Genomic DNA, 13,580 nt, shown 5'->3' on the forward strand with positions numbered 1-13,580 from the left:
ACTCTTTTATTTAAAAACTACTTCATTAAAGCTACCAGCCCTGTCCAGCCGGTTTGATGGCTGGCGCCCAAGCCCTTGCCATTATCGCCATGAAAGTATTCGTGAAAGAGGATGTAGTTTTTAAAATGTTCATCGTGGTTTAGTTTGGTGTGACCGCCGAAAACTGGGCGTTCCCCTTTGTCGTTCATTAAAAATATGCTTTTAAGGCGTTGGCTTAGCGCTTGCGCAACTTGGGCCAGTGTGCAATATTGATTAGAGCCGGTTGGGTATTCTACCTTAAAATCATCGGTATAATACTCATGAAAACGGTACAACGATTCTACAAGTAAATAATTGATAGGCATCCAAATAGGTCCGCGCCAGTTGCTGTTACCGCCAAACATACTGCTATCGCTTTCGGCAGGAGTATATTTTACCTGGTGGTTGTCGCCATTGAGAAGGTATTGGTAAGGCTGATCCTCGTAAACTTTAGAAATGGAACGAATGCCATAATCAGACAGGAACTCGTTTTCGTCCAGCATCCGTTTCAGCAACAGCTTCATACGGTGGCCGCGTAATAACGAGAACAAGTGTTTTTGATCGCCTTTGGTATCTTTCCAGCGGCTAACCAGGTTCACCAAATCGGGGCGTTGCTGCATAAACCAGTCGAGCCGCTCGGTGAGCATGGGCAGGTTTTTCCATTTGGCTTCTTCAAAAACAGTAACCGCGAACATAGGGATGAGGCCAACCAGTGTACGCAGACGCAGACGGTCCCAACTGCAATCGGGCCGACGCAGTACGTCATAGTAAAAGCCGTCCTGGTCGTCCCATAAGCCTAACGAATCTTCGCCCAAATTAGCCAGCGAACCGGCTATGTATAAAAAGTGTTCGGCAAACTTAACGGCCATACTTTCGTAAGCCGGTTTGTGCAGAGCCAGTTCCATGGCAATGCGCATCATATTGAGCGAATACATGGCCATCCAGCTGGTGCCGTCGGCTTGTTCTAAAAAGCCGCCGCCGGGTACCGGTGCGCTGCGGTTAAATACGCCAATATTATCGAGACCTAAAAAGCCTCCTTCAAAAATATTGTTGCCCTCACTATCCTTACGGTTTACCCACCAGGTAAAGTTCATGGTCAGTTTTTGAAAGATCTCTTCCAAAAAAAGCAAATCATCTTTACCAGTAAGCTGTCGGTCGGTTTCGTAAACCTGCCAGGTGGCCAGCGCATGCACAGGCGGGTTTACATCGCCAAAATCCCACTCATAGGCGGGCAACTGTCCGTTAGGGTGAATATAGTTGGCGCTTACCAGCAGGCGCAATTGTTTCTTGGCAAAATCGGCATCAATGGGAGCCAGGGTTATGCAATGAAAGGCGAGGTCCCAGGCGGCAAACCAGGGGTATTCCCATTTGTCGGGCATGGAAAGAATGTCTTCGGCCACAAAGTGTTTCCAATGGTTGTTTCTACCTTTCCGCCTGCTTCTCGGCGGGGTGGGTTCGTTAGGGTCGCCATCCAACCAGCGTTTCACATTGTAATTATAATACTGCTTACTCCACAGCATACCAGCCCAGGCCTGGCGTTGTACCATTTTTTCATCAGCATTGGTGGTGCCGGTTTGGCGGGCTGCGTAAAAGGCATCGGCCTCGGATTTACGGGCTGCCGCTATCTCATCAAAATCCGCAAACGGTTGAACCTGCTTCCCTTTGCTTAAACGTAATTTAACCACCACACTACTTTTAGCCAGAACCGATAGCTGGTACCAAAACGCCGCTTTAGTACCCTCGTGGCTGGGGTTAACTGCATCTGCATTATTATGTACAACCCGGTTATTAAACGCGTCTTTTACATAAGATGTGTCATTAGCCGAGTGGTGTAAACGTTGGTTGTTGCTTTCATTATCGGTAAGGATAGCTTCGGCAACACCATCGGCGTAGCAGTAATAGTCGCCTAATTGAGGGTGGCGTATCAGCAAGGTATTTTGACCCTGGTATAAGATCTGGGGTTTAGCATAGGCAGCCAGCCACGTATTGCGGAACCAAAGCTGCGGCAGCAGGTGCAGGTTTGCAGCATGATCGGCGCGGTTATGAACGGTATATTGTATGAGGATGTCTTCTTCGCTTTGCTTGGCATATTCCGTGAACACATCAAAGTACTTATCCTGGTCAAAAATACCGGTATCAATCAGTTCAAACTCGGGTTGATGTTTATCGCGTTTGCGGTTCTCATCAACAAGCCAGTTGTAAGGAAACGCCTGCTGCGGATACTTGTACAGCATTTTTAAATAACTGTGCGTAGGTGTGGCATCCAGGTAATAGTAAAGCTCCTTCACATCTTCGCCGTGGTTACCTTCATTGTTGGTAAGGCCAAACAGGCGCTCCTTTAATATCGGATCCTGGCCGTTCCATAATGCCAGGCTCAGGCAAAGTTCTTGTTTGTCGTCACTGATACCGGCTATGCCTTCTTCGCCCCAACGGTAGGCCTTGCTCCGGGCCATATCGTGGGTAATATAATTCCACGAATTGCCGTCGGTACTGTAATCTTCACGTACGGTTCCCCATTGCCTTTCGGAGAGATAAGGCCCCCATTTTAGCCAGTTGGTTTGCCCGGTATAATGCTGTTGCAGCCGTATTTGTTCCGTATCCATAGGTTGATTGTTGCAATGTGAGAAAGATAAGTTTTTAACGTTTGACTCCATAAAGATATTTGAATTGCTTTTTTTATTTTTTGGTGATATATTTAAATAACCGCACACTTATAATAAATATAGCCCATGAAAGCAACGAACGAAACCCGCGAAGATTGGTTGACCCGGTTATACCTTACCGCTTTCCCAAATGTAGCACTACACATTGCCAGGCAAGGTGGCTTGCTTGATGAAGCTAAAGATATTTTTCAGGATGCGCTGGTGATCTACTATGAAAAAGCAGTGTCGGGAAATGTACAGCTTACCCATAGCGAACAAGCCTATCTGCTGGGCATAGCTAAGCACCTTTGGTACCATCAGCAGCAAAAGCAAAAAGGACATGTAAATGAAGATGTGCTAAACTTTATGGAATTAGCTAATGAAGAACCGCTGCAACCCTCAGCTAACCGCTTGCTGCGCTATTTGGAAAGGGCGGGACAAAAGTGCATGGAGATTTTGCAAGCCTTTTATTACGATAAGCAGAACATGAAAGAAATTGCTGAACGCTTCGGCCTGTCGGGCGAACGATCGGCCACGGTGCAAAAGCATAAATGCCTGGAAAAAGTACGTAATAAGGTAAAAGAAAAATCCCTGACTTATGAAGACTTCTGCGTTTAACACCGGGCATATAGACAGCTACCTGCTACTACAATTGCCGCCGGGTGATAAGCTGGTATTTGATGCCCAGCTTATGTTATACCCCGACCTGCAAGAAACCGTAGAATGGCAGCGCAAGGTGCATTACCTGGTACAATTACGGGCAAGGAGGCAGTTAAAAGCACAAATTAATGCCGTTGAGCAAATGGTGTTTAGCCAGCCCGAGTACAGTAGCTTCCGTCAGAAGTTATTAAGCTATTTTAGTAAATAAAGCCGCGTTATAATAACGCAGCTTTAAGTATCGATTGTGATTGTGTACCCCAATCGTCCATGGCGGCTTTTAAGGTGGTGATTAATGTTTTATTATTAACCAGCTTGCCCTTAGCGGGAGGGGCTAATTTGGCCGGCGGAATGCTTATATCGGTTACCTTGGTAGCGAACCAGCTCATATTATCGTGCGGTAAGGCAACGCCTAAGATCATGCCCGGCAAACCGGTAAACGATTCCGGGCCGCCCGATACGGCAATTTCTTCGGTGTAAAACGCTACCACATAAATAGAATCCATGATGAGCGCGTTGGCTCTGCGGCATTGAAAGCCTGCCACTTCGCGTGTCTCGTCGGTTATTTTCCAGTTGATTTTGCGCAGACTATCTTTCACTAAAAATACTTCTTCAAAGATCTTTTTTTGCGTGGTGCTAATGCCGGTCTCTAAATCGGTAGCCACGGTATTGATCTGCGTATTGATTGGGCTGCTGCCAAAAAAGTTGTTGGTAGTAGCTTCTTCGGGCAGTGGGGTGTATAACACTTTGTTATCCGAAAAAGTCAAGGTGCTTTTTAACTTTTTAAACTGCGGCTGTGTTTTCTTATACTGATCTAATGCCTGTGTTAAATAGCTTTCATTGTTCTTATTGATCATTTTTTTGATCAGCGCATACATGTTGATGCTTTTTTCAAACTCGATGGTGCCGCTGGTGGTAAAGTGCGCGTTTTGTGCCAGTACCAGGTTGCCTGTTAAGGCTGTAAGGCAGATGGTAATGATGAGTATTGTACTTTTCATAGTCGTATTATTTTTTGGATGAGCCACCCATTTTACTGAAATCATAAATTAACGAGAGCATTGCATATCGCTTAATAGTAGTATAGCTACTCTGGGTAATTGTGTTGCCATTTGCTCTACGTTCAAAGCCGGAATTTTGATTGAAGATATCGTTTACATTAGCTTTTAATTTTAAGCTTTCATCTTTAAAAAATGCTTTTTGCAGGTAAGCATTTACTAAGAAACGGCTAAACGATTGATTAAACGAAGATGTTGGTGCACGGTACTCATAGTTACCATCGGTACCAATCTGAAATTTACCCGGCAAATACGCGTTTAACTGGTGGTAAGTGGTAAAGCCTCCGCCATTATTATTAATATCCGGGTTTAAAGAAGATACGCTATAGGTATAAGTAGGGCCGATAGTAGCATACATGTCAAACTTTTTCTCTTTATATTTTTGCAGGTTGATAGTGGCCGAGTAGCTGTTAGACCGCGTACGGTTCAATACTCCATTTACCATATTAAAATAGGTATTACCGTTGGTGCTTATGCCCAAGCCGGTATTAATTCCTAACAGAAACTTCACCTTACTGTCAATAGAGCCGTATAAATTGAAATTAGAGGTACTTTCGCCCGATAAATTAACCGCCTGGCTGGTGGTAAAACCTGTAGTGCCATTAGCAGTTACGTTGCTTACAATTGGATTTGAAGTGATACTGTATGAGCCGCTTATCCATATAGAGCGATTGCTGAGTACCTTGTAAGAACTGTAAGAAGTAGAGAATCGGTTGGTAAATGATGGGGTAAGATCGGGGTTACCTATTGTAATGTACAGCGGATTGGCGTTATTAATAATAGGTTGTATTTGATCGATAGTTGGCTGACGCGTACTACCATTATAACTGAACCTGAATGATTTTTGCTGCGAAAAGCGGTACTGGTAAGTAGCCTGTGGGTTCCAGTTTATAAAATTACGATCAAACTCATTGCCGTTAATTTTATTCAACTGCTCAAATCTAACAGCGGCTACCTTGGTGCCAAAGTTAAAAGTAGTTTTATCCTTTTTGTAGTTGAAAACCAAACCGCCCTGATTGGTTAGCTGATCTAACCGGTAATTATTGCTTACCGAATCTACTAAATTATTGTAAAGTACCACATCATTGTTCCGGGTTGGGTTAGGGATCGATGGGCTAAATGCTTTCCTGTCTGCCGTGCTGTTGCTTAATCCAATGCCATAGTTGGCTATCATGGAGAAGGTTTTAGAGAAAGGCTCACTATAAGTAATGTTGCTATTAAAAATGTTAGTATTAATTTTATTGATCTTGTACTGATCAGTTAATTGATTTCGTTTTCCTGTAACATTAGAATATAGAAAACCTTTATTGTCATTTTCATCTGTCGACTGAGATAAGTTTACAGACAAGGTTCGGCCGGCTTTTTTTAGTTTTTTAGTATAAAAAGCTGAAAAGTTAAACGTTTTTTGATCTCCGTCCGTATCCGTTTCTTTATCTTCATTATTTAATAACTGTCCGTTTCCATCCACGCTAAGTGTTTTACTGGTGTTGCGGCTTTCCGTATTTTTAAAGGTACCGTCTAAGGCCAGTTTAATGTTCGAAGTACTATCGATCTTCAGGTTGTATGTCGCATCGGCTTTTTGCCTGAAAATATAATTATCAAAACGCTGATCGCCGTTAGTGTTGATAATACTGGCAGGATTGCTGCCTTGAGCAGGTAAATTGTTTTGGGTTTGGTTGTTACGGTCGCCCACTACACTTAACGATCCTATTTTATAGTTACCGTTAATGGTTTGCTTGTCGGCATTCCACTTATTATCATAGTGTGCGCCGCCGGCACGCGCCACGGGGATACCTTCACCGTTGTAACGGCCGCCCCAGCCTTCCAAATCGTCACCTCCGCCCGAAAATATGGTGATGCCGCCATCCACAAACTCCACGTTATTGCTCGAGGTGCCGAACTTGTTGGCATCTTCCCAGCCTAAGCCGGTTTTACCTGTATTGGCTAAAGTTCCGTAGGCCGAAATCTTTTCTTTACCTGCAAACTTATTTACGGCAACTTGTGCCTGGTAAAAATCTTTGGTGCCAACTCCAATATCGGCTTTACCAAAGTATCCGTTCTTTTTATCTTCCTTCAATTTAATGTTAATGGTTTTCGATTTTTGACCGTCATCAATACCTGTAAAAGCCGCCTGATCACTGGCCTTATCATAGAGCTGTACCTTGTCTACCATATCGGCGCGAAGGTTTTTAGTCACCAAAGTTGGGTCATCACCAAAAAACTCCTCTCCATCAACCAATACTTTACTTACCGTTTGTCCCTGGGCGGTTATTTTACCGTCTTTATCTATTTGAATACCGGGTAGTTGTTTAAGCAGATCTTCCACCTTGGCATTGGGTTGTACGGTAAAGCTGGAGGCGTTAAATTCGGTAGTATCGCCCTTGATTTTAATGGCTGCACGGGTTCCTTTTACCATTACACTGGCCAGTAGCCGTGTTTTCAGGATCATATCTATTTGCCCGAAGTTGTGGGTGGTTTTAACCGAATCGAGCGTGAAATTATCTACATAGTCGGCATACTTAGGGTAGGTAACCAGTAAAATGAATTCGCCTTTTTTTAAATTTCCTATGCTAAAGCTTCCATTAGCTGTGGCGCGTGTAAATTTGTAAAGTGTAGAGTCTTTGGCGTTGAGTACCGAAATGGTAGTGTTGGCCAGTTTAGCATTAGAGGCAGTATCTGTCACTGTGCCCTTTACGCTGTAGGCGTTTTGAGCAATTGAGACGTAACTTAACAAGCAAAAAGTTAGTAGTAGAAGTATAAATTTCATGATAAGGATTATGGCGTTAAGGTATAACTAAACCTTTAGTATTCGTAGTTAATTAATGTTAAATGTTTTAAATGCTGTGTAATTTTTATGATACGTGTACTGCAGTTTAATACAAGACAATATTTATTGAAAATTTGTACAGTAATAGCGCAAATTTTTTAAAATATTTTCACTTACCTAAGTAATGGTAGCTTATGCTATTATTTGGTTGGAATTTTTTGTGGATTTAATTACTTTTAAGCATGAACCGTATAGACCGTATATCTGCCATACTCATTCAGCTGCAATCGCGCAGGGTGGTTAAAGCTCAAAATATTGCTGATAGGTTTGCGGTTAGTTTGCGTACGGTTTACCGTGATATGCGTACCTTAGAAGAAGCCGGTGTGCCCATTATTGGAGAAGCCGGTCAGGGATATTCGCTGGCCGATGGTTACCGTTTGCCGCCTATTGCCTTTACTTTAGAAGAAGCTACCGCCTTTATTACTGCCGAAAAATTAGTAGAGAGCCTGACCGATGAAGTAAATGGAAGCAATTACCGTTCGGCAATGTATAAAATACGTGCGGTGTTGCGCAGTACCGATAAAGACTATCTGGAAGGTATGGACAGCCGCATTGAAGTGCTTAAAGCCAGTAGGCCGCCGCAAATGCAGGTTGGTGTTAATCCGCTGCAACTCATTTTAAAGGCCATAACTTTAAAACGGGTGATCAGCTTAAAATATTTTTCGTACTATCGGCAAGAGTATAGCCAACGTTGTGTAGAACCGGTTGGTGTATTTTATTTGGATAACTACTGGCACCTGATAGCCTGGTGTAAAGTAAAGCAAGATTACCGCGATTTCAGGTTCGACAGAATGATGAATGTTCAGCTAACTGATGAAGAAGTGACCACATTGCATCCTACCTTAAAAGATTACCTGGCTGGTGTGTATAAAGACCGTAACCTGGAAAAAGTAATATTACAGGTGGATACAAAAGCGGCCCGGCACCTGGGGGAGCAAAAATATTATCATGGTTATATTGGTGAAACTGAAAAGTACGGAGGTATAGAAATGACTTTTTTAACTCTTTCGCTCGAAGGGTTTGCACGCTGGTTTTTAACCTTTGGCGATTGTGCCCGTATTGCAGAACCTGATACACTGCGCCAGCGAGTAAAAAAATTAATTGATCAGGCTTTATTGAATTTATAATTTTCCTGCTGACATAGGGCTGTCATTATCGCATGGTTTATTTGTATCACAAACAAATAGAAACAACCATGAACATCATTGAATTGCTTTTAAAAGAACTGGACGTAGAAGTTGCTAACACCCGTAAAATGTTGCAACGCATTCCTAACGATCAATACAATTGGCAACCGCACCCTAAAAGTATGACCGTGCGCCGCTTAGCCTCTCACCTGGCCGATTTGCCCAACTGGATAGCCATGACGCTTAACACCGCCGAGCTTGATTTTCAAAAAAACGATTGGAAAGAAGAAGTAGTTAATACTACCGAACAACTGCTGGCGTACTTTGACCGCTCGGTGCTGAACGGTAAAACAAGCCTGGAACAAGCTCGCATTGAGCAACTGGAAAAACAGTGGATTTTGCGAAGTGGCGAGCACGTTATTTTACAAGCCACTAAATATGAAATGATACGTATCAGTATTGCACAGATCATACACCACCGTGCTCAAATGGGCGTGTTCCTGCGCCTGTTAAACATTCCTATTCCCGGCCCATACGGCCCGAGCGCCGATGATATAGAATTTGCAGCATGAAAGTGTATATATGGTTAGTAGGGTTGTTATCTATACGCAATATAGTATTGTTAATAAGCTGTTATAATTACCTCCTTGAAATGCTACCGTGTATTCACAAATTGTTAGCCTAATAGGATTATCTAAGTAGGTTTATAGAGATGTGGATATGATGGAGCCTGGAATTGGGTGCGGTTGGTTTGTACGTTAGCAGGGCGGGGTCTCAATAATTTTTCAAACCCTTCCATGCCCTCTCTATGGAGGGATAATGTTTGTTTGCCGAATGGTTAATAGTCAGTTAAACCCTTATAGCCGTTTCACAAAAGTAAAACCCACTACACCATTATTATAGCTGGGTAGCAAAATAGTAGCTTTATCATCTTTTTTATCGTTACGGAACAAATTGTTCCTGATGATGGGGTAAAGCAGGTATGCAGCCTTGGTTGACAGGATGCCGAAACCTGCCCCTGCTATAATATCGCTAAACCAGTGGTCGTTATTATAAACCCTTAATATAGCAGTTGCTGTGGCAAATGAGTAAGCATAAACGCCGTACCAGGGAGATACTTCTCCATACTCCTGCGCCATAAACTCGGCAGCGGCAAAAGCCGTACTCGCATGTCCAGATGGGAAAGATTTATCGTCGAACCCATTTGGTCTTTGCCGGTTAGATGCACCTTTAATTACATTTACAACGCCATACCTAATGGTTTGCGAAAGTGCATAAAGTATGGTACGGTCTATAAAACGATTTTTACCGGCAACCCCCGCAAGATTTAAAGCGTAAACCGTAACTACAGGAACAAATTGAAAATAGTTATCAACTTTAGTGCTAAAATTTGGGTGATCTTTCCGTAAGTCGTTATATACATGAAAATCTATATCGCGTATTGGCTTAACGCCTAATGATAGTAAGCCGTAGCCTACAAACACAGCCGGTGGTATGAAGGATATAACTTTACTTTCCAGGTGCTTAACTGTATCCGGCACTTCTAAAATATGCTCAACAGAATCGGTCTTAACAGAATCGATAACTTGAGCATTAACCTGTATGGAGTTAAGTAATACAACAATTACAGCAAAGTATATTAGTTTAAAGTTTTTCAATATAGTAGTATATGTTAGGAAATTGTTAAATAGCAATAGTTATAAATTTAATAAAGTAGTATAATGTTTTCAAAAAGTGAAAATATAGAAACGATTTAAAGAAATATAATTTACAACGGCGTTTAAATTTGAGATATTGCAAGTATATACATAGTAAATAATATCTACATTGGGTAACCAATTTTTATAGACTATGATCAGTCAAATGAATAAATTAGGCGTTGGGTTAACGTACTGCCTGACATAGTTTACTCACTACTGATTTAATTACTGAAATGAAAACACTATTTACTTTATTACAGGTTTTACTCATCACTACCTGCATCGCTCAAAATATAGATCGCAAAGCGGTAATAAAAAGGCATAACGTTATACTCAGTCAAATTGATACCCTTGGCTCTTTAACCGTAGGTAATGGTAAATTCGCCTTTACGGTAGATGCTACCGGTTTACAATCATTCCCCGAATTTTATGCCAAAGGTATCCCGCTGGGTACACAATCTGAGTGGGGATGGCATTCTTTTCCAAATACAGGTAATTATATAACCAGCGAAACGTTGCAGTCCTACGATTTTAACAACACCGGCCGCAGGGCGCTTTATGCTATACAATTTAAAGAAGCAGGCCGCAACCAGCAAGCAGTCGATTATTACCGCGCTAATCCTCACCGGCTGCAATTAGGTAATATTGGTCTGGATATTATCAAGAAGGATGGTTCGCTGGCCGGTCCGCAAGATCTGCAAGATATTCACCAGGAACTCGATCTTTGGACGGGCTGTATTACCAGTAAATTCACTATAGAAGGTACACCTGTAAAGGTGATTACCGTTGGCCACGCTTTTCAGGATGCTATAGGCGTAAAGATCACCTCCGCGCTGCTTCAGCAAAAACGAATCAGGATCAAATTCAAATTTCCATACCCAACCAATGAGTTTACCGATAGGGCTGTAAATTATGCCGATGCTAACAAGCACACTACTACGTTTAAGCAGGTTGGCATCAATACAGCCTTATTGAGTCGTAAATTGGATAACGACCAATACTTTGTAGCCGCGAGGTGGAGCGGAAAAGCTGTATGGAAGAAAGCTGCAAATCATACATTCACCCTGTTGCCGGGCGGTACTGATACATTTGAGCTAAGTGCGGATTTTTTGCCGAATAAGGTAGCAGCCAGCGCACCCAATTTTACCAGTGATTATAACAGCAGTGTAGCAGGATGGGCAAAATTCTGGCTATCGGGCGCGGCTATAGATCTGGCCGGAAGTACTGATAGCAGAGCGAAGGAATTAGAACGTAGAATTGTACTTTCGCAATACCTGTTAAGAGTGCAGGAAGCCGGCAACTATCCTCCGCAGGAAACCGGTTTAACTTACAATAGCTGGTACGGACGCCCACACATGGAAATGTATTGGTGGCATACAGCGCAATACGCTTTATGGGGTAGGGTAGATCTCATGGAAAAAAGCATGTACTGGTACTTTAAATGTTTTAATGGTGCCCGGGAAATTGCCCGTCGCCAGGGTTACCAAGGCGTACGCTGGCAAAAAATGACCGATCATAATGGCGGCGAATCCCCTTCATCGGTAGGTTCGTTCCTGTTGTGGCAGCAACCGCACCCTATTTACCAGGCCGAACTGATCTACCGCGACAAACCAACCAGAGCGGTGCTGCAAAAGTATCAGAAGCTCATATTTGCCACAGCCGATTTTATGGCCTCCTTTGCTACTTATGATAAAGCTAACAAGCGATACAATTTAGGTAAGGGCATTATTCCGGCACAAGAATGTTATAAAGCGGCTGAAACCTTCAATTCGCCTTACGAACTGGCCTACTGGAAATGGGCTTTGCAGGTAGCACAAAAGTGGCGTACCCGTTTAGGGCTGGCACCCGATAAAACCTGGCAAAAGGTAATTGACCAACTGGCTCCATTAGCGCAGCAAGATGGTGTTTACAAAGGAGCCGAAAGTATAAATGACTCTTACTCGGCCAATAGTAAATTTACCATAGATCATCCGGCCGTATTAATGGCTTTGAGCACTTTACCTGCAAACGGCGTAGTTGATACCGCGGTAATGCACCGCACTTTTGATGTGGTGGAAAAAGCCTGGCATTGGGACCATACCTGGGGCTAGGACTTCCCTATGGTTGCTATGACGGCTACCCGCCTTAACCAACCCGAAAAAGCGATTAACGCCCTATTTAAAAACGTTACTACCAATACTTATTTAGTAAACGGATATAATTACCAAACCAGCCGCTTAACCTTATATTTACCCGGTAACGGGAGCTTGCTTGCCGCCGTAGCACTCATGTGTACTGGTGATGATGCTAACAAGATAGCTAACCCCGGCTTCCCGAAGAATGGGAAGTGGAAGGTTAAATGGGAGGGCATGAGGCGGTTGCCTTAAATGCTTATTTGAGCCAGTGTGTTTAAAATAACGTGATCTGCCTGCCCGTTTTTGGTGTAAACAATGATAAGTTATATCCCGGCATTTCCCTGCCATCCAGGTACTTTTTACAGGCCATACGGTATAACTGGTGAATAGATTCGGCTACCTCGCCATCGCCGCTCATGCGGCGGCCAAATTCGCTGTCGTTTAAATTACCATTGTGGCACTCGCGGATCAGGTTTAACACTTTTTCTGCCCTGTCGGGGAATGTTTTGTGGATCCAGTCGGTAAATATTTCGGCTATACTGCCGTTAAGACGCACCAGGGTAAAACCGGCAGCTACAGCGCCCCGGTTGGCTGCGGCTTTAATAATGGCGGGCACTTCGTTGCTGTTTAACCCCGGGATAATAGGCGCGGTCATTACCCGTACAGGTACTCCTTTTTGGGTCAGCTTTTCAATAGTGGTTAAACGTCCAATGGAGGTTACCGTACGTGGTTCCAGCTTTTGGCGCAGTTGTTCGTCTAACGAGGTAATGGAGATATTTACATGGATCAAATTGAATTTGGCCAGCTGCTCTACGATATCCATATCGCGCAAAATGAGGTTATTCTTCGTAATAATGCTTACGGGGTGCTTGTACTGTAAAAATATTTCGAGCAGGCGGCGGGTGATTTTTAAATCGCGCTCAATAGGCTGGTAGCAATCGGTATTACCTGATAATATGATGGGCGTAGGCTGGTAACGGCGTCTGTTAAAATATTCTTCTAATAATTCGGGTGCGTTATGCTTAACTATGATCTTGCGTTCAAAATCAAGCCCTGCGCTAAAGCCATAATACTCGTGACTATTGCGGGCGTAGCAGTAAATGCAACCATGCTCGCAACCTTGGTAAGGGTTAATGGAGTGCATGTGGCTTAAATCGGGACTATTGGATTTACTGACGATACTTTTGGCGTTTTCCATAAACAGCTGCGTTTTGCTGTTATGCAACAGAGGCTCGTCCAATCCCTCAATATGTTCGGCTATATACTTAACCTTCAGGAACTTATTGTGCGTATTTACCTGTGCCCCCCGCCCCCTGAAAAAATCCTCGTTAGCCTCAAATGCCATAAAGCAAATTTGCTAAATAAATTAGTAAATTTGTAGCTTCAAATAATTTATTTATCTGGCGTTGTATTTGCTAAGTACATTGTGTAATTAAATAA

The 13,580-nt window shown here is 43.1% G+C and carries 11 protein-coding genes; 6 read left to right on the plus strand and 5 right to left on the minus strand.

Annotated elements, in window-relative coordinates; all coding sequences use genetic code 11:
* Positions 1-17: 17 nt before the first annotated feature.
* Positions 18-2,621: an MGH1-like glycoside hydrolase domain-containing protein gene (locus tag ACFQ3S_RS17730; protein ID WP_377166958.1), complete on the minus strand. Its 2,604-nt coding sequence runs from the start codon at positions 2,619-2,621 to the stop codon at positions 18-20.
* Positions 2,622-2,747: 126 nt separating this feature from the next.
* Between ACFQ3S_RS17730 and ACFQ3S_RS17735 the strand changes: the two genes are divergently transcribed.
* Both ACFQ3S_RS17735 and ACFQ3S_RS17740 read left to right on the plus strand, forming a co-directional pair.
* Positions 2,748-3,278, plus strand: a complete 531-nt coding sequence (locus ACFQ3S_RS17735; RefSeq protein WP_377166960.1) for an RNA polymerase sigma factor — start codon at positions 2,748-2,750, stop codon at positions 3,276-3,278.
* Positions 3,259-3,528 carry a hypothetical protein gene (locus tag ACFQ3S_RS17740; protein WP_377166962.1) on the plus strand — a complete coding sequence of 90 codons (270 nt, stop codon included), beginning with the start codon at positions 3,259-3,261 and terminating at the stop codon, positions 3,526-3,528. The genes ACFQ3S_RS17735 and ACFQ3S_RS17740 overlap by 20 nt, the downstream gene beginning before the upstream one ends.
* Positions 3,529-3,535: 7 nt before the next feature.
* Here the strand turns inward: ACFQ3S_RS17740 and ACFQ3S_RS17745 are convergent, their stop codons facing one another.
* Entirely contained in the window at positions 3,536-4,315 is a 780-nt protein-coding gene (locus ACFQ3S_RS17745) for a GLPGLI family protein (RefSeq protein WP_377166964.1), read from the minus strand.
* Positions 4,316-4,322: 7 nt separating this feature from the next.
* Complete coding sequence (locus ACFQ3S_RS17750; protein WP_377166966.1) at positions 4,323-7,139, minus strand: outer membrane beta-barrel protein; 2,817 nt, start codon at positions 7,137-7,139, stop codon at positions 4,323-4,325.
* A 242-nt stretch (positions 7,140-7,381) separates the two neighbouring features.
* Between ACFQ3S_RS17750 and ACFQ3S_RS17755 the strand changes: the two genes are divergently transcribed.
* Positions 7,382-8,326 carry a helix-turn-helix transcriptional regulator gene (locus ACFQ3S_RS17755; RefSeq protein ID WP_377166968.1) on the plus strand — a complete coding sequence of 315 codons (945 nt, stop codon included), beginning with the start codon at positions 7,382-7,384 and terminating at the stop codon, positions 8,324-8,326.
* A gap of 68 nt (positions 8,327-8,394) precedes the next feature.
* Positions 8,395-8,898 (plus strand): DinB family protein, encoded by a 504-nt coding sequence (locus ACFQ3S_RS17760; RefSeq protein WP_377166970.1) that lies wholly within the window; start codon positions 8,395-8,397, stop codon positions 8,896-8,898.
* Between the two features lie 285 nt (positions 8,899-9,183).
* Here the strand turns inward: ACFQ3S_RS17760 and ACFQ3S_RS17765 are convergent, their stop codons facing one another.
* Positions 9,184-9,984 carry a phosphatase PAP2 family protein gene (locus tag ACFQ3S_RS17765; protein WP_377166972.1) on the minus strand — a complete coding sequence of 267 codons (801 nt, stop codon included), beginning with the start codon at positions 9,982-9,984 and terminating at the stop codon, positions 9,184-9,186.
* 275 nt (positions 9,985-10,259) lie between these two features.
* Here ACFQ3S_RS17765 and ACFQ3S_RS17770 point away from each other — a divergent pair, with 275 nt between their 5' ends.
* Both ACFQ3S_RS17770 and ACFQ3S_RS17775 read left to right on the plus strand, forming a co-directional pair.
* Positions 10,260-12,116: a hypothetical protein gene (locus ACFQ3S_RS17770; protein ID WP_377166973.1), complete on the plus strand. Its 1,857-nt coding sequence runs from the start codon at positions 10,260-10,262 to the stop codon at positions 12,114-12,116.
* 9 nt (positions 12,117-12,125) lie between these two features.
* Entirely contained in the window at positions 12,126-12,392 is a 267-nt protein-coding gene (locus tag ACFQ3S_RS17775; protein ID WP_377166974.1) for a hypothetical protein, read from the plus strand.
* A gap of 22 nt (positions 12,393-12,414) precedes the next feature.
* On the opposite strand, the gene ACFQ3S_RS17780 is transcribed toward ACFQ3S_RS17775, so the two are convergent.
* A complete protein-coding gene (locus ACFQ3S_RS17780) occupies positions 12,415-13,485 on the minus strand; it encodes a PA0069 family radical SAM protein (protein ID WP_377166976.1) in 1,071 nt (356 codons plus the stop codon).
* Between the last annotated feature and the right edge of the window lie 95 nt (positions 13,486-13,580).

This window comes from Mucilaginibacter terrae (assembly GCF_042679325.1).
In the GTDB taxonomy this organism is placed as follows: domain Bacteria; phylum Bacteroidota; class Bacteroidia; order Sphingobacteriales; family Sphingobacteriaceae; genus Mucilaginibacter; species Mucilaginibacter terrae.

Excerpts from the sequence above, each read along its gene's own strand:
- ACFQ3S_RS17740 (WP_377166962.1), top strand. The coding sequence starts at position 3,259 with ATGAAGACTTCTGCGTTTAACACCGGGCATATAGACAGCTACCTGCTA.
- ACFQ3S_RS17745 (WP_377166964.1), bottom strand. The coding sequence starts at position 4,315 with ATGAAAAGTACAATACTCATCATTACCATCTGCCTTACAGCCTTAACA.
- ACFQ3S_RS17775 (WP_377166974.1), top strand. The coding sequence starts at position 12,126 with ATGGTTGCTATGACGGCTACCCGCCTTAACCAACCCGAAAAAGCGATT.
- ACFQ3S_RS17770 (WP_377166973.1), top strand. The coding sequence starts at position 10,260 with ATGAAAACACTATTTACTTTATTACAGGTTTTACTCATCACTACCTGC.
- ACFQ3S_RS17780 (WP_377166976.1), bottom strand. The coding sequence starts at position 13,485 with ATGGCATTTGAGGCTAACGAGGATTTTTTCAGGGGGCGGGGGGCACAG.
- ACFQ3S_RS17750 (WP_377166966.1), bottom strand. The coding sequence starts at position 7,139 with ATGAAATTTATACTTCTACTACTAACTTTTTGCTTGTTAAGTTACGTC.
- ACFQ3S_RS17760 (WP_377166970.1), top strand. The coding sequence starts at position 8,395 with ATGAACATCATTGAATTGCTTTTAAAAGAACTGGACGTAGAAGTTGCT.
- ACFQ3S_RS17730 (WP_377166958.1), bottom strand. The coding sequence starts at position 2,621 with ATGGATACGGAACAAATACGGCTGCAACAGCATTATACCGGGCAAACC.
- ACFQ3S_RS17735 (WP_377166960.1), top strand. The coding sequence starts at position 2,748 with ATGAAAGCAACGAACGAAACCCGCGAAGATTGGTTGACCCGGTTATAC.
- ACFQ3S_RS17755 (WP_377166968.1), top strand. The coding sequence starts at position 7,382 with ATGAACCGTATAGACCGTATATCTGCCATACTCATTCAGCTGCAATCG.